Here is a 23,778-nt window from a genome sequence, read left to right on the forward strand (position 1 = left end):
AGCATCCGGAAGGCTGCCCCTTGCGATATGGGCATGTGTGTTATTGATGTGGAATCGGCGGAGGAGGCCGGCTCAATGAAGACGAAAACGAAACTGGGTATCGGTGTCATCGGATGCGGCAATATCTCCATGACCTACCTGCGCAATGCCGCGCTCTTCGGAGCCGTCGAGCTGAAAGCTTGCGCGGATATCTCCGCCGACATGTCGGCCTTGCGGGCGAAGGAATACGGAATCCGCGCGCTCGATGTGGATACGCTGCTGGCTGATCCGGAGATCGATCTCGTCCTCAATCTGACAATCCCGGCCGTCCATTATGACGTCACCCTGTCGGCCCTGTCGGCGGGCAAGCACGTCTTTACCGAGAAGCCGCTGGCAACCTCCGCTGCCGATGGGCGCAAGCTGGTGGCGGAAGCGAAACGGCGGGGACTGCTGCTCGGTTCGGCACCCGATACCTTTCTCGGCGCGGCCGGCCGGCGGGCGCGTCGGCTGATGGACAAGGGCGCGATCGGCCGCCCCGTCACCGGCACGGCCTTCATGATGGGCCGTGGCATGGAACACTGGCACCCCAACCCGCAATTCTACTATCAGGCCGGCGGCGGTCCGGTCTTTGACATGGGGCCTTATTATTTGACCATGCTGGTCAATCTTCTGGGGCCGGTCAAAAGCGTCATGGCCTTGGCGACCAAGGGTCAGGAAGAACGCCGCATCACCGCCGAAGGTCCGTTTCAGAATACCACGTTCACCGTCGGAACGCCGACCAACGTCCTCTCCCTGCTCGAATTCCATTCAGGCGCCACTGTCAATTTCGGCGCCTCCTGGGATGTCTTCCGCCACTCCAACCATCCGATCGAACTGCATGGCACGGAAGGCTCGCTGCGGTTGCCGGATCCCGATACGTTCGGCGGCACGGTGTCCCTGTCGGAGCGCGGCGCCGAGTGGGTGAATTTCGAAAGCGAAGGCGAGCTCTATGGTGCCCGCAACTGGCCCTATGCCGCTCCCGACCGTGCCAATTATCGCATGCTCGGGGTTGCCGATCTCGTTCGCGCTCTGGCCGATGGCCGTGCGCCGCGCGCCTCCGGTGATCTCGCCCTGCATGTGCTTGAAATCATGGAAGCGATCCTTGCGTCCGGCGAGAGCCGCGGCGCGGTTGCCATTGCAGGCAGCGTCGTCCAGCCGCCATTGCTGGACGAAGACGAAGCGCGCAGTCTGCTGGCATAGGGGGATCTGGCGATGACCGTACCACTTCACCCGGGGGCGCAGCGTGTCCTCGATATCGGCCGTGCCGCTGGCGGCACACCTTTCGAGGCGGGGAGCCCGCAGGAGGCGAGGGCAGCCTATGATGCCGGCTGTTCCACCCTTCAGGGAGACCGGGAGCCTGTGGGTGCGGTCGAAGACATCGAGATCGCCGGTCCCGGTGCTCCGATCACCGTCCGGGTTTACCGCGGCAAGCATGCGCCGGCTTCCGAGGCGCCGGCCTTGCTCTATCTTCACGGCGGCGGATGGGTGATCGGCAATCTGGAATCACATGACGACATCTGCCGGTGGTTCGCCAATCTTGCCGGCTGCGTCGTGGTCTGCCCCGATTATCGTCTTGCGCCGGAACACAGGTTTCCGGCCGGCTTGCAGGACTGCGCGGCGACCCTTGTTCATATGGTGGGTGCGGCCGAAGCACTCGGCATCGACCCTGCACGCATTGCCGTTGCGGGAGACAGCGCCGGCGGCAATCTCGCAGCCGTCTTGGCATTGATGGCCCGCGACGGCGATGTGCCACCGCTGTCTGCGCAATTGCTGATCTACCCGAATACGGATGCAGCGCAGACCGCCGACAGCTATCGCCGGTTCTCGCAAGGCTATGGTCTGTCGGCATCGACAATGAAGTGGTTTCGCGATCACTATATCCGCAACGAGGCCGATTTCGCCGATTGGCGGGTGTCGCCGCTCGCGGCGGATCATCTTGACGGCGTTGCGCCGGCCTACATCGTCACGGCCGGATACGACATTTTGGCCGACGAGGGAGAAGCCTACGCCGAACGCCTGGCTCTGGCTGGCGTCCCATTGGTACGGCGGCACCGGCCGGATCAGATCCATGGTTTCGTTTCGATGGGCCGGCATATCCCGGCGGCACGCGAGACTATCCAGGAGGCGGTTGCCGCATGGCGAAGCTTCTATCCGCGGCTTGACCCGGCGTGATCGGCCGGCTTGATCAGGCCGATTGGCGCATGACCAATGTGCCGTTGAGGCTGACCCGGCGAGCGAGGGGTTCCGTCCCGCCGTCCGTTTCCTCGAGCAGTGCCAGCAGCATCTCGACGCTGTGCCCGGCCATCGCCGCGAAATCCTGCGCCATGGTGGTGAGCGGCGGGCAGGCATAGCGGCTCAGCGGATGGTCGTCATGCGCCGCTATGCGCAGCTGGCTGCCGCTCTTGCGGCCAATCCCGATGCCCCGCGAATAGGCGGCCGCCATCACGCCGAAGGCGAGACGGTCGTTGGAGCACAGGATCGTCTTGCTCGGCAGGGTGCCGTTCGCCAGCAGAGCTTCGGTCTGTTCGTAGCCGATCCGTTCGAAATCCCAGCTATAGTCCCTGGTGTTGCCGAAAACGATGGGCTCCAGCCCCAGCGCTTCCATCGTGGTGATGTAGCCATCGAGCCGTTCGCCCGAATTGTGGTTGACGTGCGGTATGTCAAAATAAGCCGGGGGCTCGCCCGAGCGGCAGAGATAGTCGACGATCGTCGCGACACTCTGCCGGTTGTTGTTGCCGATGAAGGGGGTATCTCCCTCGATATAGGTGTCGAAATAGACGACGGGAATATCCTGGCCCAGCTTCTCGAACACCCGCGGGTCGGAGGTGAGGCCGAGCGGCGCGACGATGGCGCCGGCGACCTTCAGCGACATCATCGTATTGGCGGCCTCGAGTTCCAGTTCCGGCAAACCGTGCGACGAAATCACCACTGGCCAGTACCCCTCGTCGCGCAACCGCAGTTCGAGGCGATTGACCATTTCCGCGTAAAAGGGATCGGTGATGGCGGGGACCAGAATGCCGACATTGCGCGTGCGTTTACGATTGAGGTTGCGTGCAAAAAGGTTCGGCCGGTAGTCGGAGGCGCTCAACGCCATCTCGATCCGCTCGCGCGTCGCGGATTTGACACTGCCCGGATCGTCGAAATACTTGGAAAGTGTGGGTCTGGAGACGCCGCAAGACCGTGCAAAGTCATCCATGGTCCGATGTGTCGGTTTCGTCATTTGCCCTGCCGCGTTCCTAAAAAGTGAGGCACGCCTTTCGATCCAGGCACTGTCGATGCATCTCGTGGAGAAAAGCAAAACTTGCCCGATAGAAAGTTTCTGGCTCAATTCTTACTACAAAAATATCCCACACGTAAAAGAATTTCTTAACGCAAAATATAGTGAGTTACATAGCACATCGGCGTCCCGTTCAGCACCGGAAAGCGAGACGCGACGCGCGTCGCTTTCCGGTGCTGAACGGTCCGGCATTCCTATCGTCTGAGCGCACCCGCCAGACGGTGGATATGTTCGGCGCCGATGCCACAGCAACCGCCGACAAGCGTCGCGCCGGCGGCCACCCAGTCACAGGCAAAGCGGGAATAGCTGTCCCCCGTCAGATCCTCGCGCGTGGCATGCAAGGTTTCGTTCGCGCCGCCCTCCGTCTCGCCCTCGAATGCGTTGGCATAGACGCCGATCTCGATATTCGCGCCGCGGTCCTGAAACACGCTCGAGGCGGTCGCGACAGCTGCCGCCATCACTTCGGGCCGGCTGCAGTTGAACAGCAGCGCCCGAAGCCCGGCGCCGGCAGCCCAGGCGGCGGCATCGGCGACGGTCTCGCCCGATCGCAGTTTCGGCTCATCTCCGGCGCCCAGTTCCGGATCGTCTGCCAGGGTGAAGGAAACCCAGAGCGGCTTGCCGGTTCCCGCGGTCGCGGTGCGAACCGCTTCGCCCTCGGCGATCAGGCTCAGGGTTTCGCCCAGCCAGACATCGACATGCGGCACCAGTCCCTTGACGAGAACCGCGAGGTATTCCTGCACCCGCGTGGGGTCGAAGAGTTGCGGTTCGTAGGAGCCGAAGATCGGCGGCAGCGACCCGGCAACGAGGACTTTGCGGTCTGTCTGTGCATCCGCGGCCTCGCGGGCCAGCCGTCCCGACAGATCGATCAGCGCCGGACCCTGACTGCTAAAGCGCTCCTCGCCGATGTGAAACGGAACCAGCGCATAGCTGTTGGTCGTGACCACATCCGCGCCGGCCTCGATGAATTCGCGGTGGACCTGCAGCACGATATCGGGCGTGTCGATCAGCGCCAGCGCCGACCATTCCGGTTGCCGCAATTGCGCGCCGAGGCGCAGCAGTTCCCGGCTCATGCCGCCGTCAAGAATGCGTATCGTACTCATGGGGTAGAATTCTCCAATCGGGTTGAAATCCGTTTGTCGGTGAATAACCGATGACGGGGTAAAGGCTATAAGGATATTGCGGACACCCGGCAGGGAATGCCGGCCATCGACAGTTGTTCGATTGTCTGGAAGACGCGTTCCAGATCGAAGGGGTTGTCGCCCCTTTCGAACAGAATAACGATGAATTCGCCGTGGGGCGAGCAAAACAGATAGGTCGTTTCCCTGTCGCCATCTGCGGAACCTTCCGGTTAGGCGCGAAGCGCCTGGTCGAGGTCTTCGATAAGATCATCGACGGACTCAAGCCCCACCGAAAGCCGGAAGACGCCATCGCCGGCAAAAGCGCGGTAATCCTCCAGTTGCGAACCCTCCAGCCGGTAAGTCGAGGTCATCATCTCGGCGGTATCGAGAAGAACGACGATGCTGCGCTGGTGGCCGAGCGAGAAGGCGTAGTGGGCAACCTTCAATTTGCTCGCGAGCCGGGCGGCGGTGGCGTGCGGGGATGCCGTCTGGAAGGTGATCATGCCACCGAAGACGTCCATCTGGCGCTTCGCCAGATCGTGTTGCGGATGTGCTTCCAGCCCCGGGTAAACCACCGAGGTGATGGCCGGATGATCCCAGAGAAACCGGGCAAGGCGCATCGCCGTTTCGGAGATCGTCCGTATCCGCGGAAAGAGCGTGTCGATACCCCGCATGATGAGCCAGGCATTCTGCGCGGACAGCGTGGCACCGAGATAGACCCCGGCGCGCGAGCGGATTTTAGCGACCAGCTCCTGGCGGCCGCACACCGTGCCCCCCAGCGCATCGCCGTGGCCGTTGATGAACTTCGTCAGCGAATGGATGACGAGATCGGCACCGAGCGCGAGCGGCCGCGTCGCAACCGGCGTCGCCAGCGTCGAATCGACCGAGACGAGCGCACCGTGTTCATGCGCCAGCGCCGCCACGGCCGGGAGGTCCGTCAATCGCAGGATCGGGTTGCACGGGCTTTCGCAATGAACGAGCCGGGTGTTGGGCCGGAAGGCAGCGGCGACCTCATCGAGACGCGACATGTTCACGGCCGTCACCTCGATACCATAGTCCGGCAGGATACGCCGCGCGAGCTCGTTGGCGCCCGCGTAGCAGACATCGCTGACGATGAGATGATCGCCGGCCTTGAGAAAGGTCAGAAAAGTTGCCGCGATCGCGGCGACGCCGGTTGCTGTTGCCAGCGCATCGTCTGCACCCTCCAGCGCCGCCAGCCGCTGTTCGAGCTGCCGCACGGTCGGGTTGGTCCAGCGGGCATAAAGGAAGGGCAGGGCCGTGAGATCGGAAACGCCGTCGGCGGAAAAGGCGCCATCGCCGGGAACGAGCAGATTGTTGACCGACATGGAGATATTGGGCGCGATTGCCCGCGTGGTCGGATCGATGCTCAGGCCGCCGGAGAGCGCCAAGGTCTCCGGGCGCAGGATCCGGTGAGTGCCGGCGATCGTCTCCGGGAGAGCCGATCCGGCCAAATCTGACGGCATGTTCAAAGACATTGGAAGCCTTTCAGTTCATTCCCATTTCGCGGACTCTAGGCATCATTTGAGACGAATGGCCGCCCAATTGCTCTGGAATTCGCCGAAAATCCGCGCCACAGTGCGGTTCGCGCTGTTTTTACCCGCTACGTCCACAGCGGTCTCTTCGTCGATTGATGCGGGAAAAATGCGCAGGTAAGGCTGTATTCAGCGACGAGCTGCGACATCTCATTGTAGGGTGCGGAAAAACATCACGGGTGAGGGGCAAATGCCGGAACCATTGGACCAGTTCGACCGCAGCATTCTTGAGATCGTGCAGCGCGATTGCCAGCTCAAGGCGGAGACGATCGCCGACAGGGTGGGGCTTTCAGCGTCTGCGGTTCAGCGGCGATTGAAGCGGATGCGGGAAACCGGTGTGATCTCGGCCGAGATCGCGATCGTCGACCGCAAGATCGCCGGCAATCCGATGACCTTCATCACGGGCATGGAAATCGAGCGCGAAAACTACGACGCGCTGTCGAAATTCCGGGTTTGGGCGGAAAAGCACGACCATATCCAGCAGATCTACTATGTCACGGGAGCCGTTGATCTCATTGCCATCATCACCGCCCGGGATGTCGGTCAATATGACGAAATCACGGCCGCCATCATGTCTCAAAACCCGCAGATCAAGCGGATTCACACGAACGTCGTGTTGAAGGAGATTAAACTGGGGATGTTCGTGCCGGTAGAGCCGTGACACTTCACTGCTCGTCACAAGGGGCAGCCCTTTTCAAGCGGGGAGAAACTGCACGCCCATTTCGGTAATTTTCTTCCACCGCACACTGCAGTCATGGGACGCTCCGTCGTCGAGCATGAGCGTAAAGCCGTCCGGAATGCCGATCGTCGTTTCGACGACGATCTTTGCACCTCCCTCGGACAGATTCCGGATGGTGCAATTGAGGGAGGAGTGACCGTGATTGTAGACGATGCGCGCACCCTTCAATGCGCGTGTCCGCTGTGCGTTTCTATGCTCTTCGGTCGACATCGCCATGGCTCCTGAAAGGGACATTGCACCGATAGATTGTTAGCATGACAACGATCGCGCTGGCTAGTCGCGGGCCCTGTGGCGTTGTTCTTCGGTTAATGAACATTTGATGGCCATGAGGCCGTCAGCCGCCACTTTGGGCAACCGTATCAGGGAGTAAGGCCTTGCTTTCCAAAAGTTATATCATGGCTCTGGGTTTGATGTCAGGGCGAAGAAGCTCTGACATCAAACTTCGCTCAGCCATAGGCAGAGACCCGAACCAGGGTGCACGATCTTACCCGGGATGCTTGTGGATAGGGTCCACCCAGTAGACTGCTTCCGGATTTTCCACCGGATCGACATCGCTGATGTTGACGACGACGGCCTCGTTGTCGGAGCGCACCAGAACACATTCGAGCACGTTGTCGGGATCGGCGTTGATTTCCTGATGCGGAACATAGGGCGGGACGAAGATGAAATCGCCGGGGCCGGCCTCGGCAACGAATTCCAGCCGGTCGCCCCAGCGCATCCGCGCCTTGCCACGAATGACGAAGATCACGCTTTCGAGCGCGCCGTGGTGATGAACGCCGGTCTTGGCGTTCGGCTCGATCGCCACCGTGCCCGCCCAGATCTTCTGGGCGCCGACACGGGCATGATTGATCGCCGCCTGCCGGAACATGCCGGGTGTCTGCGCCGTATTGGAATCGAGCTGGTCGCCCTTGATGACGCGGATACCGTCATGCTTCCAGCGGTGTTCATGCGCGTGGTCGTGGCTGTGATCGTCGTGGTCGTGATGATGGTGGTCGGTCATTGTCTTATCCAACTCTGGTCGTGAGATCGTCAGGCGGCTGCGCGCGTTGCAAGGCTTGAAACGGCGCCGATGATATCAGCTGCTTCGGTCGGCGCCAGCCGGTTCGAGCTGATATCGGCAAGTGCCCGGTTGAGGGCGTGTTCCGGAGCCATGACTTTTATCCTTTGCAGCGATGTGCATTAACGGTTGCTCCAATCATAGTTCTGCGACGCAGGCGGGAACGAGGGACGAATTTTTGAGAATTCGCCTCGGGGCAGGCAGGATTTTTCAAAATCCTGCGCCGCATCACAAACTCAATCTCTTTAGTCCAGTAAATACCTAGATAATATCAATTGATAGTTGAGACTGGCTCAGCACTGCCGGAGATTTTCGTCCATGACCGTGACACCGCTTCGTCCGCTTGCCGAAAAAGCCCAGCGTGCATCGCTGGACGTGGCCGCCGAGCTGTCGCTGGCCTTTGCGCAAACCGCCGCGCATTACGACGCCAGCACCGAGTTCCCGCACGAGAATATCAGGCAGGTGCACGCGGCTGGCCTGACGGCGCTGACGGCGCCGGTGGCGTTCGGCGGGCGTGGTGCTAACCTTGCTGAAGCAGCGGAGGTCATCCGCCTGATTGCGCGGGGCGAGCCTTCGACCGCGCTGATCCTGATCATGCAATATATTAATCTGGCAACCCTGCCGGCCAGCCGCTGGCCGGCTCATCTCATTGCCCGTGTCATCGGCGATGCGGTGAACAACGGCGCGCTGATCAATGCCCTGCGGGTCGAGCCCGAACTCGGCACGCCGATCCGCGGCGGCCTGCCGGCAACGACGGCCAGGCGCGTTGCCGATGGCTGGTCGATCAGCGGACGCAAGATCTACGCCACCGGCGTCGAGGGGCTGACCTGGGCGATCGTCTGGGCAAGGACCGATGAGGAAGATGTAAGGCTTGGCGGCTTCCTGGTGCCGGTCGATGCGCCGGGATTCCGGATCGAGAAGACCTGGAACCCGCTCGGCATGCGGGCCACCGGCAGCCATGATGCGATCCTTGAAGAGGTCGTCGTTCCGCTCGACCACGCCGTCGATATCCGCCGGCCATCCGAATGGGATGTGCGCGGCGAGGGACAGGCCGCCTGGTTCGGCATGCTGCCCGGCGCGCTCTACACCGGTGTGGCGGAAGCTGCGCGCGACTGGCTGGTGCAGTTTCTGCAAAACCGCGTCCCCACCAATCTCGGCCAGCCGCTTTCGACCGTTCCCCGCATCCAGCAGGCCGTTGGCGAGATCGAGGAACTGCTCACCGTCAACCGCCGGCTGATCGCATCTGCTGCCCGCGATATCGACGAGGGGCGCGGCATCAGCCAGTCGGAGGCCGGGTTGATCAAGGTCGTCACCACCGAGAACGCCATTCTCGCCGTCGAAAAAGCGCTGAAGCTCACCGGCAATCACGGCGTCTCCCGCAACAATCCGCTCGAACGCCACCACCGCGATGTGCTGTGCGGCCGTATTCACAGTCCGCAGGAAGATACCGTCAGGGTGGGCGCAGGCAAGCTTGCCCTCGGGCTTTGACCAACAGGATCAAGGAGAGTTTCATGCCAGTCGAAATCATCGGTTACATCGGCAATCACAATGCCTCCGAGACGATCCCGGCCGCCGGCCCGGTCATCAATCCCGAGCATATCGCCGCTGCTGCCGCCATCCACGAGAACGGCGGCTTCGACCGCGTGCTCTTCGCCTTCCATTCGACCTCGCCGGAAAGCATCCTGATCGCCCAGCATGTGGCGGCGCGGACGACGAAACTGAAGCTGATGATCGCGCATCGGCCGGGCTTTACCGCGCCGACGCTGGCCGCCCGGCAGCTGGCGACGCTCGATCACCTCAGCAACGGCCGCGTTTCGGTCCACATCATCACCGGCGGCAACGATCAGGAGCTGGCGCAGGATGGCGACAGGCTCACCAAGGACGAGCGCTATGCCCGCACCAGCGAATATCTCGATATCGTGCGGGAAGAATGGACGAGCGAAAGGCCGTTCGATTATGACGGCACCTATTATCAGGTGAAAGGCGGCTTCTCGCACGTCAAGCCGCAAGGTCCCGACGGCATCCCGGTCTATTTCGGCGGGTCCTCCGAGGCGGCGATCGCCGTTGCCGGCAAGCATGCCGATATCTACGCGCTCTGGGGCGAAACCTATGCGCAGGTGGCGGAAACCATCAAGCGCATCCGCCAGGCCGCTGCCCCTTACGGCCGTCGGCCGCGCTTCAGCCTGTCGCTGCGTCCGATCCTCGCCGATACAGAGGAGGAAGCCTGGGCCAAGGCCGGCAGGCTGCTGGAGCGGGCGAAGGCTCTCAGGGCATCGGCAGCCGGCGAACGGCTGATCAATGTGAATGCTTCCGCAGCCGATCACCAGCCACCCAATGAGGGATCGCGGCGCCTGTTGGCCGCCGCCGCGCAAGGCGCTCGGCTCGACAAGCGATTGTGGACCGAGATGGCGGCGTTGACCGGTGCCAGTGGCAATTCCACCTCCCTCGTCGGCACGCCGGATCAGGTCGCCGAAGCCCTGCTCGATTATTACGACCTCGGCGTTACCACCTTTCTGATCCGCGGCTTCGATCCGCTGGAAGACGCTTTTCACTATGGCCGCGATCTGATCCCGCGCGTGCGGGCGCTGGTTGCCGAGCGTGACGCCAGTGCCTCGCGTGCGCAGGCTGCCGAATAAATCCCGATTTTACTGTAGCGCCCGAGCGGCAGGAGATATTTGAATGACATTGAATTTGAAAAATCCGACAGCAAACGCAACAGGCTCTCTGATCGGCGGACTGGATCGCCGCTCGTTCCTCAAGACGGCCGGCGCACTGGGACTGGCAGCACCGCTTGGCGCCTTCTCCGCAAACAGCCTGCTCGCCCAGACCACGGCGCCGGCCGGGGAGCTGAAGAAGATCAAGTTTGCCACCAATGCCACGGCGATCTGCCTTGCCCCGGTCTTCGTCGCGCAGGAGCACGGCATCTTCAAGAAATACGGGCTCGATGTCGAACTCGTCAATTTCGGCGCCTCCACCGAAGCGCTGCTCGAAGCCATCGCCACCGGCAAGGCGGATGGCGGCATCGGCATGGCATTGCGCTGGCTGAAAGCGCTGGAGCAGGGGTTTGACGTCAAGATCACTGCCGGCACCCACGGCGGCTGCTCGCGTCTGGTGGCGCTGAAATCGGCCGGGATCACCACGCTGTCGCAGCTCAAGGGCAAGACGATCGGCATTTCCGACCTTGCCAGCCCCGGCAAGAATTTCTTCTCGATCCTCCTGCACAAGGAAGGCATCGATCCCGTCGCCGACGTCGAGTGGCGGCAATATCCGGGCGAACTGTTGCAGCTCGCGGCCGAAAAGGGCGAAATCCACGCCATCGCCGATGGCGATCCGAAGGCTTACTTCTGGCTGCAGGATCCGAAATATATCCAGGTCGCCTCCAATCTCGACCACGGCTTCGAAAACCGGGTCTGCTGCATCGTCGGCCTGCGCGGCAGCCTGATCCGAGACGATCTGCCGACGGCAACAGCGCTCACCCGCGCCCTGCTCGAAGCACAGGACTGGACGGTCGCCAAGCCGGAAGATGCGGCCAGGGCCTTCCTGCCGAATGCGCCGAAAGACAAGTCGGTCGAGGATCTCGTCGGCGTACTTCTCGCCCAGACGCACAATCACAATCCGACCGGCGCCGACCTGCGCCAGGAAATCGCGCTCTATGCGCAGGAGCTGCGCGACGTGCAGGTGTTCAAGAACTCGACCGATCCGCACGAGTTTGCCGACAAGGTCTATGCCGACGTGCTTTCGGCCTGAGGGGGATAGGACATGGCTTCGATCGATCCACCCATTTCCGATGGCGCCGTAGAGGTCGCCGCATCTGCTCGTCCGGCGGCGTCACTCTGGTGGACCGGCCTGATCGCCGCTGCAGCCTGGGCGGGGACTGCCGCGCTGATCGAACTCTGGCCGGAAATCATTCCGCAGCCCTATGGGCGTGAACTGGCGGCCGGTTCGCTGGTGATCGCGCTGCTGCTGGCCGTCGTCGCGGCGACCGGCAAGCTCGGCGGCAAGATTGCGGTCGCGATCCGCTACTACGGGCCATGGTTTCTTGTCTCCGCATTGGCCGTCGCTGCCTGGGAAATCGTCACGGCGAAGACCGGGCTGCTGCCGGTGCCATTCTTCTCCTCGCCGCAGAGTATACTGGAGGTCTTCTTCGACGACTGGGAACGGCTCGGATTGAGCGTGTTCTATTCCGTCCTGCTTCTCGCCAAGGGGTATTTTTTCGGCGCGCTCGCAGGTTTCATCACCGGCGTCACCATCGGCTGGTCGCGGGCGGCGAGTTATTGGGTGCATCCGGTGTTGCGGCTGATCGGCCCCTTGCCGGCCACCGCCTGGCTGCCGCTCGCCTTCTTCATCTTCCCGACCAGCGGCTCGGCCAGCGTCTTTCTGATCGCGCTCGCAACGGCCTTCCCGGTCACCATCCTCACCTGGTCGGGTATCGCCAGTGTCAACCGCGATTATTACGACATCGCCCGGACGCTCGGGGCCAAGCCGCTGTTCCTGATCTTCAAGGTGGCAATCCCGGCGGCCCTGCCGCATGTCTTCGTCGGCCTGTTCATGGGGCTCGGTACATCCTTCGCGGTACTGGTCGTTGCCGAAATGCTGGGGGTCAAGGCCGGTCTCGGCTGGTACCTGCAATGGGCGCAGGGGTGGGCGGCCTATGCCAACATGTATGCGGCGCTGCTCGTCATGGCGCTGATGTGCTCGACGCTGATCACCATTCTCTTCCGCGTTCGGGACTGGTCCCTGTCCTGGCAGAAAGGCCTTGTCCGATGGTAGCCCTTGCAACGAAACAGCCGGAGCTTTCCGCCGTCGGCCAAAAGATCGACATCCGCAACGTCTCGCATCAGTTCGAGCTCGAAGGCGAGCCGCTACCGGTTCTCGACAATGTCGATTTCTCGGTGGAGCCTGGATCCTTCGTCGCCTTGCTTGGCCCGTCCGGATGCGGAAAATCGACGCTGCTCAGGCTTCTGGCCGGGCTCGACCATCCGACGCGCGGTGCGCTCAGCGTTGACGGGGAAATCGTCGGCGAACCCGATCCCTCGCGCATTCTGGTGTTTCAGGATCCGACGCTGTTTCCCTGGCGCACGGTCTGGGACAATGTCGCGCTGGGGCTGGAAGCGCAGGGCGTTCTCAAGCGCTCCCGCCACCGCGTCGACAATGCGATCGAACTCGTCGGGCTGAAGGGTTTCGACAAGGCCTATCCGCACCAGCTCTCCGGCGGCATGTCGCAGCGGGTGGCGCTGGCCCGGGCACTGGTCAACGAGCCGCGCCTTCTGTTGCTCGACGAGCCGCTCGGCAAGCTGGATTCGCTGACCCGCCTGACCATGCAGACGGAACTGGTCAGCCTCTGGCAGCGGGCCGGGCTGACGGCGGTGCTCGTTACCCATGATGTCGAGGAAGCGCTGTTTCTGTCGCAGCGCGTGCTGATCTTCGGGCCGCGCCCGGCGCGAATCGTCGCCGATATCCGCGTCGATCTCCCTTATCCCCGCCATCGCGGCGATCCGCGCCTGGCGGAACTGCGGCGCGAAGCGCTCGGGCATCTCGGCCTTGCGGCAACCTGGTAACGAAAAATTGGACCGACAATGAACATTCTGAAAACGGGCGCCCGCGCTTTTCTGACCACGATGGCCGTCGCAATTGCCCTACCGGTAAGCGCCCACATCACCTTCGAGAACAAGGACGTGGCCCCCGGCGCAACCGTCAAATTCGTGTTGCGGCTGCCGCATGGCTGCTCGGGCGCGGCAACAACCGGCGTGCGCATTGCCATTCCGGCGGAGCTGACATCGGCAAAACCGCAGCCGAAGCCCGGCTGGACGCTCTCGGTCATCACCGACGACGTCCACAAGGCGTCCGCGGAAGAAACCCATGCGCACGGCCATGGCGCCACGATCAAGGAGATATCCTGGACGGGCGGTAAGCTCGAGGATGCCCATTACGACGAGTTCGTCTTCCGCGCGACGGTCAGCAAGACGGCGTCCAACCGGATCTTCGTGCCTGTCGTGCAGGAATGCGAAGGCGGCGTCGATCGCTGGATCGAAATTCCGTCGGCCGGCGGGGTCTCCGACGATCTGAAGTATCCGGCACCCTCCGTCCGCGTTCAGCCCTGATCGTGAATTACATCGCAAAATGGGCGGCGATGATCTGCATCGCCGTCTTTCTGTCGGCTCTCGGCGCGAACTCTGCCTTTGCCCACGCCAACCTGATCGCTTCCGAGCCCGCCGATGGTTCGGTATCGGACGTCCCTCCCAGGACGGTCACATTGCGATTTTCGGAGCCGGTGCGGCCTCTCGTCGCGCGGCTCATCCATCCGGGTGGACATACGGATGTTTTGAAGGACATCGGCGAGAAGGGGGATGCGATCATCCTCACTCTGCCGGGCGGGCTGGAAAGCGGTACCCATATTCTCTCCTGGCGCGTCACCTCGTCGGATGGTCATCCGATCGGTGGTGGCCTGGTCTTTTCTGTCGGCGCACCGAGCGCGGTTGCTCTGCATACTGAAGAGCAGGTCGATCTGGCGGTGAGAGCGGGCCTGTGGGCCTCGCGGCTGGTTTTGATGCTGGGTCTGGTGTTCGGCGTCGGCGGCACGGCGTTTTCGATCCTGATTGCCCGCCAGCCCGTCGTTCGCGGGGGAGGGCTGGCGAGTGGCCTGCTGTTTGCCGGCCTTCTGGCCACGCCGGTGCTGATCGCATTCCAGGGGCTTGATGCACTGGGCGAGCCGGTATCGGCTTTGGTTCGGCCCGATATCTGGAGCGCCGGATTGTTTGCCACCACGTTTGGCCGGGTGGCCCTGCTAGGGGCGACGGCGCTTGTTCTCGCCTATGCCGCCCGCCAGACGGGGGCGGCAACGCGCACCGGTATTATCCTCGCATCGCTGGCCCTTTTGACCGTAGGCCTTGCGATCGCCAGTGCCGGCCATGCCGCGACGGCGCCACCAATCTTGCTGATGCGGCCAACGCTCTTTCTTCATGCCGTGACGGCGACGCTCTGGATCGGCGCGCTGCTCCCCCTCGCGGTCCTGTTTCGGCAGACATCGCCGGACAGCTTGCTGGCTCTCACGCGCTTCTCGACGGTCATACCTTTGATCGTCGGCATCCTGATCCTGTCCGGCCTGGCGCTGGCCATCGTGCAAGTGCGCTCTGTCCCGGCATTGTGGACGAGCGGCTATGGGCGGGTGCTCCTGGCAAAGCTCGTGCTCGTCGCAGCTCTGCTCGCGGCCGCAGCCGTCAACCGCTGCCGGCTGACCAAACCTGTTCTCGCCGGAAATGAAACGGCCGCGCGGCACTTGAGGCGCAGTATCCTTGCGGAAGTGGTTCTGGGCAGCCTGATCATTGCCGTGCTCGGTCTGTGGCGTTTCACGCCACCACCGCGCACCCTTGTCGCAGCCCCTGCGGCCGTGCACGAAATACAAACGCGGAAGGATGGGCTGAGTGCTGTTCTCTCCATTCATCCTCCGGTCACCGGGCCGGTCAGCATCGAGGTTCGCGATCTCCTCCTCGACGGCAAGCCGCTTGAGCCGATCTCCGTCAGCATCGATCTCGATAAGCCGTCCTATGGCATCGGCCCGTTCAGCAAACAGGCAAGCAAGATCGACCCGCAACGGTATCGTGCCGAGGGCTTTGTCCTGCCGCTCGATGGTTTCTGGGTTGTGCGCGTGACGGTGCTTGTCTCGGATTTTCGCTCGGTGACGCTGACGGATGTGTTCGACGTTGCCAAGGCAAGCCCCGCGTCGAAATGACCGCGCGCCTAGCGTGTGCCCTTCGGCGCAGAAATCCTTTCGCGCATCAGCGAGCAATTGGCAATAAAATACCTATTCCATAGTTTTTATAATGATTAGCCTGATATCTCGAAACGTGTTCGAACGCCTGCAGGAGAGATCATATGTCGGCAAAACGTCAGTTAAAACTCGGATTCATGCTGCATGGCGTGGGCATGGGATGGGGCGATTGGCGGCATCCGGACGCGGAGCCGAACGCCAGCACGAATTTTGCCTATTACAGGAAGCAGGCGCAACTGGCCGAGGCGGCCAAGTTCGATTTCCTCTTTGTCGCCGACAGCGTTTTCATCACCGAAAAATCGAGCCCGCATTATCTCAACCGCTTCGAGCCTTTGACCATCCTGTCGGCGCTTGCCGGTGCCACATCGCATATCGGCCTCGTCGCGACGCTGACGGCCAGCTACAGCGAACCCTTCAACGTTGCCCGCCAGTTCGCCTCGCTCGACCATATCAGCGGCGGCCGGGCCGGCTGGAACGTGGTGACCTCGTGGCTTGAAGGTTCGGCGGAGAACTACAGCAAGTCGAAGCATCTGGCGCATGATACGCGCTATCGGCTGGCTGGCGAATATCTCGATGTCGTTCAGGGTCTCTGGGATTCCTGGGAGGACGACGCGCTTGTGCACGACAAGCAGAGCGGTGTCTTCTTCGATCCCACCAAGCTGCACACGCTCAATCACAAGGGTGAATTCTTTCAGGTGAAGGGGCCGCTCAACATCGCGCGCTCGGCGCAGGGGCAGCCGGTCATTTTTCAGGCGGGCGCATCGGAAGATGGCAAGAATTTTGCCGCGCGGCGCTCGGATGCGATCTTCGTGCATCACGAAAATATCGATGACGGCAAGACCTATTACCAGGATATCAAGACGCGGGCCGCTGCCTTCGGGCGCGATCCCGACCAGCTGTTCATCCTGCCCGGCATTCGCCCGGTCATCGGATCGACAGAAGAAGAGGCCGAACGCAAATATCAGGAATTCGCCAATCTGACCTCGATCGAGAATGCCCTGTCGATGCTCGGCCGGCCGTTCAACGACTATGATTTCCTGCAGCACGATCTCGATGCACCGTTCCCGGATGTCGGTGCACACGGGGCCAACAGCAACCAGAGCACATCCGGCAAGATCCTTGCCGTTGCCCGTGCCGAAAACCTTACGCTCCGCCAGACGGCCTTGCGTTTTGCAACGCCGCGCACGGACTTCGTCGGTACGCCGGTCCAGGTGGCGGATGCACTCCAGCGCTGGCTGGAGGAGCGTGGCTCGGACGGCTTCGTCGTCAACGTCTCGCTGCCGCGCGAACTCGAAGTCTTCGTCGAGACGGTGGTGCCGATCCTTCAGGAACGCGGCATCTACCGCACCGAATACGAGGGGGAAACCTTCCGGGAGAGCCTCGGAATTCCTGCGCCGGCCAATCGCTATTCCCATGCGCAGATCGCCGATGCCGCTGAATAAAGGCAGGCTCCTTCACGAAACCCGAACCTTTTGAAAGTCGAAGCTTCATGACCAATCTTTCCCGGCGTCTCTTCAGCACGGTTCTTGGCGGCCTTGCCGCAGCGCTGTCCATCGGAGCCTTCTTTCCCGTCCTGGCGGCGGAAGATCTGAGCAAAGTCATCCTGCGCGTCGGCGACCAGACCGGCGCGACCCGCGCCAAGCTGGAAGCCGCCGGGCTTTTGAAGGACGTATCCTATCAGATCGAATGGTCGGTCTTTCCGGCTGCGGTTAATTTGCACGAAGCCCTGAAAGCGGATGCCGTCGATATCGGCCAGGCGGCCGATTCCCCGACGGTCAGCGCCATTGCCGGCGGTTCGAAGATCAAGGTCGTCGCCAATTTTTCCAACGGCGGCCTTGGCAGCACCATCCTGGTGCCGGCCGGCAGCCCGATCAAGACGCTGGCCGACCTGAAAGGCAAGACCATCTCGCCGACCACGCGCGGCAGCGTCGCCCATTATCTGACACTCGGCGCGCTGAAAAAGGCCGGACTGACGGCAGATGACGTCAAGCTCGCGTTTCTGACACCGGCCGATGCCAGTGCCGCCTTTCAGGCAGGCAGCATCGACGCCTGGGGCACCTGGGGCGTTTACAAGGCGCGCGCCATCGGCACGCTGAAGGCAACCGTTCTGCTCGACGGACCGGGCATCAGCACCGGAAATTTCGTATTGAGCGCGACGGACAACGCTCTTTCCGATCCGGGCAAGGTCGCGGCGATCGCTGATTTCGCCGATCGCCTTGAGAAGGGCTACGACTGGTCGCTGAACAGCAAGGATGCCTATATCGAATTTTACGCGGGTTTCGCCAAGCAGGACAAGGCAACCATCGAGAAGATCTATCCGGACGAGGCTGCCTACAAGCGCCAGCCGATCGACGACGCCTTCGTCGCGTCGCTTCAGAACGTCTTCGACACCTGGAAAGAGGCCGGAGTGCTGAAGGGCTCGCTCAATCTCGGCGATTACGTCTATCGCGGTATTCCGATCAATTGACTTGGGAGCGGGGTATCGCCATGGCTATCGCGACAATAGGTCCGGCTGCAACGGAGTGTGCCGATCAGCGCGAGTGGCGGCAGGCCCGGCGTCTGGGGGGAAATGAGCTTCCGCTCCAGCGGATCGAACCGGTCTCCGTGTCCGGGCGGGGCTTGCCTCGCTGGCTGCGCCGGACATCCGGCCCCGTCGCACTGGTTCTCCTCTGGCATATCCTGTCGGTCACCGGCGTTCTGCCGAGCGAGGTTCTGGCCGGTCCGTCCACCGTCCTGTCCAGCGCCGCGACGCTCATTGAAACAGGTGAGCTGCAGGAAGCCATGTGGGTCTCTCTCAGCCGGGCGCTGACCGGACTTGCGATCGGCGGCAGCATCGGCGTGACGCTGGCGGTGATTGCCGGGCTGTTCCGCCTCGGCGAGGATCTGGTCGATGCCACCATGCAGATGATGCGCACCGTGCCGAATGTGGCGCTCATCCCGCTGCTGATCATCTGGTTCGGCATCGGCGAGGCACCCAAGATCGCCCTGATCGCGCTCGGAACCGCCTTTCCGCTCTATCTCAATGTCTATGCCGGTATCCGCAATGTCGATCAGTCCTTGATCGAGGTTGGCCGCACGCTCGGGCTTTCGCGTCTGGCGATGATCGTCAATGTGGTTCTGCCCGGTGCCTTGCCCAGTGCGCTGGTGGGCCTGCGCTATTCGCTCGGCATTGCCTGGCTGGCGCTGGTCTTCGGCGAACAGATCAACGCGACGGCGGGTATCGGTTACCTCATGGCCAACGCCCGCGAATTCTTCCAGACCGATGTGATCGTCGTCTGCCTCGTCGTCTATGCGCTGCTGGGCCTTGGCGTCGACTTCACCGTCCGCACTCTCGAAAAGGTGTTCCTGTCATGGCGACCAGCGTTCAACGGAACCTAAGTATTTCAGATCCGCAATTGCCCGTGGCGGCGCTGAAGAAGGCAACGCCGCAGGTGGTCCCGGCTCCAGTCATTGAGCCTGCGGCCGCCGTCAGGGTTCGCGGCCTGTCGCGCCGGTTCGGATCGCGCGACGTTCTGCAAAACCTGGACGTCGATATCGTTGCCGGCGAATTCGTGGCCCTGCTTGGGGCGAGCGGCTGCGGCAAGAGCACGCTGTTGCGCATTCTGGCCGATCTGGACCGCGAGTTCACCGGCGCTGTCGAGGTGCCGCAACGCCGCGCGGTCGCCTTTCAGGCACCGCGCCTTCTGCCGTGGAAAACCGTCTGGCGCAATGTCGTGCTGGGGCTGCCGGGCGGCGGTGGCCGCAAGCGGGCGCTTGAAGCACTGGAGGAAGTCGGTATCGGCCATCGCGCCGAGCAATGGCCGAAAGTCCTGTCCGGCGGCGAGGCGCAGCGGGCTTCGCTGGCCCGGGCGCTTGTCCGCGAACCCGATCTTCTGTTGCTCGACGAACCCTTCGCCGCGCTCGATGCCCTGACCCGGATCAAGGCGCAGGAGCTGGTCGGTGAACTCTGGCAGCGCCATGGCTGCGCAGTGCTTCTGGTCACCCATGATGTCGAGGAGGCAGTGCTTCTCTCCGACCGGGTTCTGGTGATGAAGGATGGCATCATCGCCCATGAGGAGATCATCGATCTGCCGCGCCCGCGCGATGTGGCCGATCCCGCCTTTGCGAAAATCCGCGGCAATCTGCTGGATTGGCTGGGCGTTCGCCACGGAACGCACGGGAATTCCTGAGATGGGCGTGGCGAATGGCGGCGATACTGTTCACCTTGACGCCGATGTCCTCATCATCGGCGGCGGACTGGCCGGAACCTGGGCGGCAGCCGCCGCGCGCCGGGCCGGAGCCTCGGTGGTCCTTGCCGACAAGGGTTGTTGTGGCACCAGCGGCGTCACGGCAACGGCGGGACCCGGCCATTGGTGGGTGCCGCCCGATCCGCCGGAGCTGCGGGAAAACACCATTCGCAATCGCCAGAAGACCGGCTTCGGGCTGAACGATCCGGAATGGATGGCGCGGGTGCTGGCAAAGACCTGGGAGAGCCTGCCGACCCTTCACAGGTTCTATGACTTTTCGAAAGACGGCACGGGCGCGACGCGTTATCGCGAACTGCGCGGTCCGGAATATATGCGTGCTTTGCGCAAGCTGGTCGACAGTCTCGGCATCACCGTTCTCGACCACTGTCCGGCGCTCGAACTTCTCCAGCGGGCCGATGGTTCGGTGAGTGGCGCACGTGGATTGAGGCGCCAGCAGGGCGGCGAGTGGCAGGTCAATGCCGGCGCGGTGGTGCTTGCGACCGGCGGCACCTCGTTTCTGTCGCGCCTGCTCGGGTCCCATACCAATACCGGCGATGGTTATCTGATGGCCGCGGAAGCAGGCGCCGAACTCTCCGGCATGGAGTTTACCAACTACTATACCGTCGCGCTTGCCGGCTCGAACATGACGCGCTCGATGTCCTACGCCTTCGCCACCTATTATGACGAGGATGGCGCGGTCATCCCGATCCCACCGGGGCCGGATGTCTCCCGGCCGCTGGCGCAGGCGATGCTCAAGGGCAAGGTATTTTGCGATCTCAGCCGCACGCCGGAGGATATCCGCGCCAAGGTGCCGATCATCTCCCCCAATTTCATGCTGCCCTTCCACCGCTGGGGCATCGATCCCTATCGCGACAAGTTCGAGGTGACCATGCATGGCGAGGGTACGGTGCGCGGTATCGGCGGCTTGCGCATCGTCACCGAAGATTGCGGCACCTCCGTTCCCGGTCTTTATGCGGCAGGGGACGCGGCAACCCGCGAGCTTGTCGCCGGTGCGATCTCGGGCGGTGGCAATATCAACTCGGCCTGGGCGGTCTCGTCGGGGCAATGGGCAGGGCAGGGCGCCACGCGGTTTGCCGCCCGCCAGCGCGGCCGCGATGCCGGCCGTCCAATCGGACAGGCGGGTCTGCGTCCCGTCGCGCAACACGAGGTCGATCTGCGGGCAACGCTGTCGATTATCCAGAATGAAATGCTGTCCTACGACAAGAACATCTTCCGGACCGGCGAAAAGCTGAAACGGACGGGGGAGGTTCTGGACGATATCTGGAGCGTCTTTCATGCGCATGCTCTCGGCAACGGCGCCAATGTACTGCGCACGCGGGAAACGGCGGCAATGCTGGCGACCGCGCGCTGGTCGGCGGCTTCCGCGCTGGCCCGTGACGAAAGCCGTGGCATGCACCAGCGTGACGACAGGCCGGAAACGAATGCCCGTTTCAGCCATCGCATCCTTGCCGGCGGCCTTGACAAGGTCTGGACATCGAAGGACGGCAGCCAGCCGCTGGAGCTTGCGTCATGATCGAACTCATCCTCGAAGACCGCTGCACGGCCTGCAACAAATGCGTCGAGATCTGTCCCACCAATGTGCTCGCAATCGTGGCGGACCAGATCCCGCGCATTGCCCGGCAGGAGGATTGCGAGACATGTTTCATGTGCGAGCTCTATTGTCCGCACGACGCCATCTATGTCGGGCCGGATTGCGAAAACCCGCAACCGGTCGACAAGGCCGCGATCCTGGCCTCCGGCCTTCTTGGCGAGTACCGGCGTCATCACGGCTGGGATGAATGGGCCGGCGATCCCCGCTACACCAACGAACACTGGCAGATGGAAAACGTGTTCCTGCGGGCCCGCGATCTGGCAAAAGCCAGCCCGGTTTGAGAGGCCGCCTGTGCCGCGGCGCGGCAAAACATACATAGGAAACAGGATGACATGCGTGCCCTTTTCAAAAGCCTGCCGGATACCCTGATCCTGCCCGGCCTCAACGGATCGGGTGAGAACCACTGGCAGCAGCATTGGGCGCGCGATCATCCGTCAAGCATGGTCGTGGAACAGGAAAACTGGGTTCAGCCGGATTTCGATGTCTGGCGCGTGCGTCTGGCGGCGGCCATTTCGGCAAGCGACGGTGTCTGGCTTGTCGCTCACAGTCTCGGCTGTCTGCTCGCGGCGCAGCTGGCAACCAGCGCCGTTGCGCACAAGGTTCGCGGAGCCCTGCTGGTCGCGCCCTGCGATCTCGAAGCCACGGCAAGACTGCATCCCGGTGTGGTCCTGCCGCTTGCCATGCCGCTGCGGCGACTTCCGTTTCCAAGTATCATTGTCGCGGGCCTGAACGATCCCTACATGCCTTTTGACACGCTACGGCATGTCGCGGCCGACTGGGGCAGCGACCTTGTCGAAATCGGCGCGGCGGGCCACATCAATGTTGCGAGCGGGTTCGGACGATGGACGAATGGCTATGAGATATTCGAGCGTCTGAAGCGCATGGATGCCGGTCAGCCACGGCGAAGCGGTACTGAAAGCGCCTCACAGGAGGGGTGCTATACCGTTTGGCCGTATTGAAAAGACGAAGGAAAAATAGCCGGTCCCTTTTCGAAGAGCCCGTGCCGACGACGAACACAAACCCACAACGGCAACGACATTTTTTTGACGCCACATCCTTATCATTGCCCTCAACGGAGACCTCATGGCTCAGTCACGTCAATTGCACCTGGGAGCCTTCATGCGCCCGGTGAGCCTGCATACCGGTGCATGGCGCTATCCGGGCTCCTATCCGGATGCCAATTTCAACTTCACGCATATCAAGAGCTTTGCGCAAAAGCTCGAACGGGCGAAATTCGACGCCTTCTTCATGGCCGATCATCTGGCGGTGCTCAACATGCCGGTGGAAGCGTTGCGGCGAAGCCATACCGTGACATCGTTCGAGCCGTTTACGCTGCTGTCCGCCCTTGCGGCCGTGACCGAACGGATCGGCCTTGTGGCAACGGCCTCCACCACGTTCGACGAACCCTATCATATCGCCCGGCGCTTTGCCTCGCTGGATCATATCAGCAATGGCCGGGCGGGCTGGAACATCGTCACCACCTCCAATCCCGATGCGGCGCTGAACTTCGGTCTCGAGGATCATGTCGAGCACGGCGAGCGCTATCGGCTGGCGCGCGAATTCTATGATGTCGTGACGGGGCTGTGGGACAGCTTTGCCGACGATGCCTTCCTGCGCGATGTCGAGAGCGGCATCTTCTTCGATCCGGCAAAGATGCATGTTCTCGATCACAAGGGCGATGGATTGAAGGTGCGCGGACCGCTCAACATCGCCCGCCCGCCGCAGGGATGGCCTGTTATCGTCCAGGCCGGCCAGTCCGAGCCGGGCCGGCAGCTGGCGGCCGAAACGGCCGAGGTGGTTTTCTGCTCGCCGCGGGACCTGGCAGGCGGCAAGGCGCTGTATGCGGACATCAAGCAACGGATGGCGCCCGCCGGGCGGGACCGCAATCATCTGAAAATCCTGCCGGCAGCCTTTGTCGTTGTGGGCGACAGCGTCGAGGAGGCCCGCGCCAAACGCGCCAGGCTCGACAGTCTGGTTCACTACGACAGCGCCATCGCCTCGCTGTCGATCGCGCTTGGCCATGACGCCTCCGGTTTCGACCCGGACGGCCCGCTGCCGGCTATTCCGGAAACCAATGCCAGCAAGACGGGCCGAGCGCAGGTTTTGAAACTTGCCGAAGAGGAGAAGCTGACGGTGCGGCAATTGGCGCAGCGTTACGGCGGCTATTCCGGTCTCGCCTTTGTGGGTACCGCGCAGACGATCGCGGACGAGATGGAGGAATGGCTATCCGGCGAGGGTTCCGACGGTTTCAACGTGGTCTTTCCCTATCTGCCGCAGGGGCTTGACGACGTGACGGAGCGGCTGGTTCCCGAACTGCAACGCCGTGGCCTGTTCCGCACGGACTATGAGGGCAGCACGCTGCGCGACCATCTCGGTCTGCCCCGTCCGGAGAACCGTTTCTTCCCGTAAG

General features: G+C 62.5%; 24 protein-coding genes and 1 pseudogene. 18 read left to right on the forward strand and 7 right to left on the reverse strand.

Features of this window, described 5'->3' with window-relative positions; genetic code table 11:
* Positions 1 to 75: 75 nt before the first annotated feature.
* Both ADU59_RS15890 and ADU59_RS15895 read left to right on the forward strand, forming a co-directional pair.
* A complete protein-coding gene (locus ADU59_RS15890; RefSeq protein ID WP_068955185.1) occupies positions 76 to 1,218 on the forward strand; it encodes a Gfo/Idh/MocA family protein in 1,143 nt (380 codons plus the stop codon).
* Between the two features lie 12 nt (positions 1,219 to 1,230).
* Complete coding sequence (locus ADU59_RS15895; RefSeq protein ID WP_068955105.1) at positions 1,231 to 2,190, forward strand: alpha/beta hydrolase; 960 nt, start codon at positions 1,231 to 1,233, stop codon at positions 2,188 to 2,190.
* 13 nt (positions 2,191 to 2,203) lie between these two features.
* Here the strand turns inward: ADU59_RS15895 and ADU59_RS15900 are convergent, their stop codons facing one another.
* The 4 genes and pseudogenes from ADU59_RS15900 to ADU59_RS15910 all read right to left on the reverse strand — a co-directional run bounded on the left by ADU59_RS15900 (position 2,204) and on the right by ADU59_RS15910 (position 5,897).
* A complete protein-coding gene (locus tag ADU59_RS15900) occupies positions 2,204 to 3,238 on the reverse strand; it encodes a LacI family DNA-binding transcriptional regulator (protein ID WP_068955106.1) in 1,035 nt (344 codons plus the stop codon).
* 251 nt (positions 3,239 to 3,489) lie between these two features.
* Positions 3,490 to 4,395: a homocysteine S-methyltransferase family protein gene (locus ADU59_RS15905; RefSeq protein ID WP_068955107.1), complete on the reverse strand. Its 906-nt coding sequence runs from the start codon at positions 4,393 to 4,395 to the stop codon at positions 3,490 to 3,492.
* 89 nt (positions 4,396 to 4,484) lie between these two features.
* Positions 4,485 to 4,637: pseudogene (locus ADU59_RS31185) on the reverse strand (homoserine kinase); the annotation flags it as partial.
* A 6-nt stretch (positions 4,638 to 4,643) separates the two neighbouring features.
* The gene (locus ADU59_RS15910) at positions 4,644 to 5,897 is read right to left on the reverse strand and encodes a trans-sulfuration enzyme family protein (protein WP_083198303.1); all 1,254 of its coding nucleotides are present in this window, start codon (positions 5,895 to 5,897) and stop codon (positions 4,644 to 4,646) included.
* Positions 5,898 to 6,156: 259 nt separating this feature from the next.
* Here ADU59_RS15910 and ADU59_RS15915 point away from each other — a divergent pair, with 259 nt between their 5' ends.
* Positions 6,157 to 6,627 carry an Lrp/AsnC family transcriptional regulator gene (locus ADU59_RS15915; RefSeq protein WP_068955108.1) on the forward strand — a complete coding sequence of 157 codons (471 nt, stop codon included), beginning with the start codon at positions 6,157 to 6,159 and terminating at the stop codon, positions 6,625 to 6,627.
* Between the two features lie 33 nt (positions 6,628 to 6,660).
* On the opposite strand, the gene ADU59_RS15920 is transcribed toward ADU59_RS15915, so the two are convergent.
* From ADU59_RS15920 to ADU59_RS31325, 3 genes are all read right to left on the reverse strand, one after another.
* A complete protein-coding gene (locus tag ADU59_RS15920; protein WP_099050840.1) occupies positions 6,661 to 6,915 on the reverse strand; it encodes a PilZ domain-containing protein in 255 nt (84 codons plus the stop codon).
* A 274-nt stretch (positions 6,916 to 7,189) separates the two neighbouring features.
* On the reverse strand, positions 7,190 to 7,705 hold the full coding sequence (locus tag ADU59_RS15925) for a cupin domain-containing protein (RefSeq protein WP_068955110.1): 516 nt from the start codon (positions 7,703 to 7,705) through the stop codon (positions 7,190 to 7,192).
* A 29-nt stretch (positions 7,706 to 7,734) separates the two neighbouring features.
* Entirely contained in the window at positions 7,735 to 7,857 is a 123-nt protein-coding gene (locus tag ADU59_RS31325; protein ID WP_274534650.1) for a hypothetical protein, read from the reverse strand.
* 223 nt (positions 7,858 to 8,080) lie between these two features.
* Between ADU59_RS31325 and ADU59_RS15930 the strand changes: the two genes are divergently transcribed.
* From ADU59_RS15930 to ADU59_RS16000, 15 genes are all read left to right on the forward strand, one after another.
* Positions 8,081 to 9,250: an acyl-CoA dehydrogenase family protein gene (locus ADU59_RS15930; RefSeq protein ID WP_068955111.1), complete on the forward strand. Its 1,170-nt coding sequence runs from the start codon at positions 8,081 to 8,083 to the stop codon at positions 9,248 to 9,250.
* A gap of 23 nt (positions 9,251 to 9,273) precedes the next feature.
* Positions 9,274 to 10,398 (forward strand): LLM class flavin-dependent oxidoreductase, encoded by a 1,125-nt coding sequence (locus ADU59_RS15935; protein WP_068955112.1) that lies wholly within the window; start codon positions 9,274 to 9,276, stop codon positions 10,396 to 10,398.
* A 43-nt stretch (positions 10,399 to 10,441) separates the two neighbouring features.
* Positions 10,442 to 11,509 carry an ABC transporter substrate-binding protein gene (locus tag ADU59_RS15940; protein WP_068955113.1) on the forward strand — a complete coding sequence of 356 codons (1,068 nt, stop codon included), beginning with the start codon at positions 10,442 to 10,444 and terminating at the stop codon, positions 11,507 to 11,509.
* 12 nt (positions 11,510 to 11,521) lie between these two features.
* Entirely contained in the window at positions 11,522 to 12,532 is a 1,011-nt protein-coding gene (locus ADU59_RS15945) for an ABC transporter permease (protein ID WP_068955114.1), read from the forward strand.
* Positions 12,526 to 13,320 (forward strand): ABC transporter ATP-binding protein, encoded by a 795-nt coding sequence (locus ADU59_RS15950; protein ID WP_068955115.1) that lies wholly within the window; start codon positions 12,526 to 12,528, stop codon positions 13,318 to 13,320. Before ADU59_RS15945 ends, ADU59_RS15950 begins: the two co-directional genes overlap by 7 nt.
* 18 nt (positions 13,321 to 13,338) lie before the next feature.
* A complete protein-coding gene (locus tag ADU59_RS15955; protein WP_068955116.1) occupies positions 13,339 to 13,863 on the forward strand; it encodes a YcnI family copper-binding membrane protein in 525 nt (174 codons plus the stop codon).
* A 2-nt stretch (positions 13,864 to 13,865) separates the two neighbouring features.
* On the forward strand, positions 13,866 to 15,491 hold the full coding sequence (locus tag ADU59_RS15960) for a copper resistance CopC/CopD family protein (protein ID WP_158515728.1): 1,626 nt from the start codon (positions 13,866 to 13,868) through the stop codon (positions 15,489 to 15,491).
* Positions 15,492 to 15,634: 143 nt separating this feature from the next.
* Positions 15,635 to 16,972: an LLM class flavin-dependent oxidoreductase gene (locus ADU59_RS15965; RefSeq protein ID WP_068955118.1), complete on the forward strand. Its 1,338-nt coding sequence runs from the start codon at positions 15,635 to 15,637 to the stop codon at positions 16,970 to 16,972.
* Positions 16,973 to 17,019: 47 nt separating this feature from the next.
* A complete protein-coding gene (locus tag ADU59_RS15970; protein ID WP_068955119.1) occupies positions 17,020 to 17,997 on the forward strand; it encodes an ABC transporter substrate-binding protein in 978 nt (325 codons plus the stop codon).
* 20 nt (positions 17,998 to 18,017) lie between these two features.
* Entirely contained in the window at positions 18,018 to 18,908 is an 891-nt protein-coding gene (locus ADU59_RS15975) for an ABC transporter permease subunit (protein ID WP_083198296.1), read from the forward strand.
* Positions 18,881 to 19,699: an ABC transporter ATP-binding protein gene (locus ADU59_RS15980; protein ID WP_083198297.1), complete on the forward strand. Its 819-nt coding sequence runs from the start codon at positions 18,881 to 18,883 to the stop codon at positions 19,697 to 19,699. The genes ADU59_RS15975 and ADU59_RS15980 overlap by 28 nt, the downstream gene beginning before the upstream one ends.
* 1 nt (position 19,700) lies before the next feature.
* The gene (locus tag ADU59_RS15985) at positions 19,701 to 21,290 is read left to right on the forward strand and encodes an FAD-binding protein (RefSeq protein ID WP_068955120.1); all 1,590 of its coding nucleotides are present in this window, start codon (positions 19,701 to 19,703) and stop codon (positions 21,288 to 21,290) included.
* A complete protein-coding gene (locus tag ADU59_RS15990; protein WP_068955121.1) occupies positions 21,287 to 21,649 on the forward strand; it encodes a 4Fe-4S binding protein in 363 nt (120 codons plus the stop codon). Before ADU59_RS15985 ends, ADU59_RS15990 begins: the two co-directional genes overlap by 4 nt.
* 72 nt (positions 21,650 to 21,721) lie before the next feature.
* Complete coding sequence (locus tag ADU59_RS15995; protein ID WP_083198304.1) at positions 21,722 to 22,327, forward strand: RBBP9/YdeN family alpha/beta hydrolase; 606 nt, start codon at positions 21,722 to 21,724, stop codon at positions 22,325 to 22,327.
* Positions 22,328 to 22,451: 124 nt separating this feature from the next.
* The gene (locus ADU59_RS16000; protein ID WP_068955123.1) at positions 22,452 to 23,777 is read left to right on the forward strand and encodes an LLM class flavin-dependent oxidoreductase; all 1,326 of its coding nucleotides are present in this window, start codon (positions 22,452 to 22,454) and stop codon (positions 23,775 to 23,777) included.
* Position 23,778 lies beyond the last annotated feature (1 nt).

The sequence above is a fragment of the Pararhizobium polonicum genome, assembly GCF_001687365.1.
Taxonomy (GTDB): Bacteria; Pseudomonadota; Alphaproteobacteria; order Rhizobiales; family Rhizobiaceae; genus Pararhizobium; species Pararhizobium polonicum.

Excerpts from the sequence above, each read along its gene's own strand:
- ADU59_RS31325 (WP_274534650.1), bottom strand. The coding sequence starts at position 7,857 with ATGGCTCCGGAACACGCCCTCAACCGGGCACTTGCCGATATCAGCTCG.
- ADU59_RS15975 (WP_083198296.1), top strand. The coding sequence starts at position 18,018 with ATGGCTATCGCGACAATAGGTCCGGCTGCAACGGAGTGTGCCGATCAG.
- ADU59_RS15895 (WP_068955105.1), top strand. The coding sequence starts at position 1,231 with ATGACCGTACCACTTCACCCGGGGGCGCAGCGTGTCCTCGATATCGGC.
- ADU59_RS15980 (WP_083198297.1), top strand. The coding sequence starts at position 18,881 with ATGGCGACCAGCGTTCAACGGAACCTAAGTATTTCAGATCCGCAATTG.
- ADU59_RS15985 (WP_068955120.1), top strand. The coding sequence starts at position 19,701 with ATGGGCGTGGCGAATGGCGGCGATACTGTTCACCTTGACGCCGATGTC.
- ADU59_RS15970 (WP_068955119.1), top strand. The coding sequence starts at position 17,020 with ATGACCAATCTTTCCCGGCGTCTCTTCAGCACGGTTCTTGGCGGCCTT.
- ADU59_RS15935 (WP_068955112.1), top strand. The coding sequence starts at position 9,274 with ATGCCAGTCGAAATCATCGGTTACATCGGCAATCACAATGCCTCCGAG.
- ADU59_RS15905 (WP_068955107.1), bottom strand. The coding sequence starts at position 4,395 with ATGAGTACGATACGCATTCTTGACGGCGGCATGAGCCGGGAACTGCTG.
- ADU59_RS15965 (WP_068955118.1), top strand. The coding sequence starts at position 15,635 with ATGTCGGCAAAACGTCAGTTAAAACTCGGATTCATGCTGCATGGCGTG.
- ADU59_RS16000 (WP_068955123.1), top strand. The coding sequence starts at position 22,452 with ATGGCTCAGTCACGTCAATTGCACCTGGGAGCCTTCATGCGCCCGGTG.
- ADU59_RS15915 (WP_068955108.1), top strand. The coding sequence starts at position 6,157 with ATGCCGGAACCATTGGACCAGTTCGACCGCAGCATTCTTGAGATCGTG.
- ADU59_RS15945 (WP_068955114.1), top strand. The coding sequence starts at position 11,522 with ATGGCTTCGATCGATCCACCCATTTCCGATGGCGCCGTAGAGGTCGCC.
- ADU59_RS15950 (WP_068955115.1), top strand. The coding sequence starts at position 12,526 with ATGGTAGCCCTTGCAACGAAACAGCCGGAGCTTTCCGCCGTCGGCCAA.
- ADU59_RS15955 (WP_068955116.1), top strand. The coding sequence starts at position 13,339 with ATGAACATTCTGAAAACGGGCGCCCGCGCTTTTCTGACCACGATGGCC.
- ADU59_RS15940 (WP_068955113.1), top strand. The coding sequence starts at position 10,442 with ATGACATTGAATTTGAAAAATCCGACAGCAAACGCAACAGGCTCTCTG.
- ADU59_RS15910 (WP_083198303.1), bottom strand. The coding sequence starts at position 5,897 with ATGCCGTCAGATTTGGCCGGATCGGCTCTCCCGGAGACGATCGCCGGC.
- ADU59_RS15930 (WP_068955111.1), top strand. The coding sequence starts at position 8,081 with ATGACCGTGACACCGCTTCGTCCGCTTGCCGAAAAAGCCCAGCGTGCA.
- ADU59_RS15900 (WP_068955106.1), bottom strand. The coding sequence starts at position 3,238 with ATGACGAAACCGACACATCGGACCATGGATGACTTTGCACGGTCTTGC.
- ADU59_RS15925 (WP_068955110.1), bottom strand. The coding sequence starts at position 7,705 with ATGACCGACCACCATCATCACGACCACGACGATCACAGCCACGACCAC.
- ADU59_RS15990 (WP_068955121.1), top strand. The coding sequence starts at position 21,287 with ATGATCGAACTCATCCTCGAAGACCGCTGCACGGCCTGCAACAAATGC.
- ADU59_RS15890 (WP_068955185.1), top strand. The coding sequence starts at position 76 with ATGAAGACGAAAACGAAACTGGGTATCGGTGTCATCGGATGCGGCAAT.
- ADU59_RS15920 (WP_099050840.1), bottom strand. The coding sequence starts at position 6,915 with ATGTCGACCGAAGAGCATAGAAACGCACAGCGGACACGCGCATTGAAG.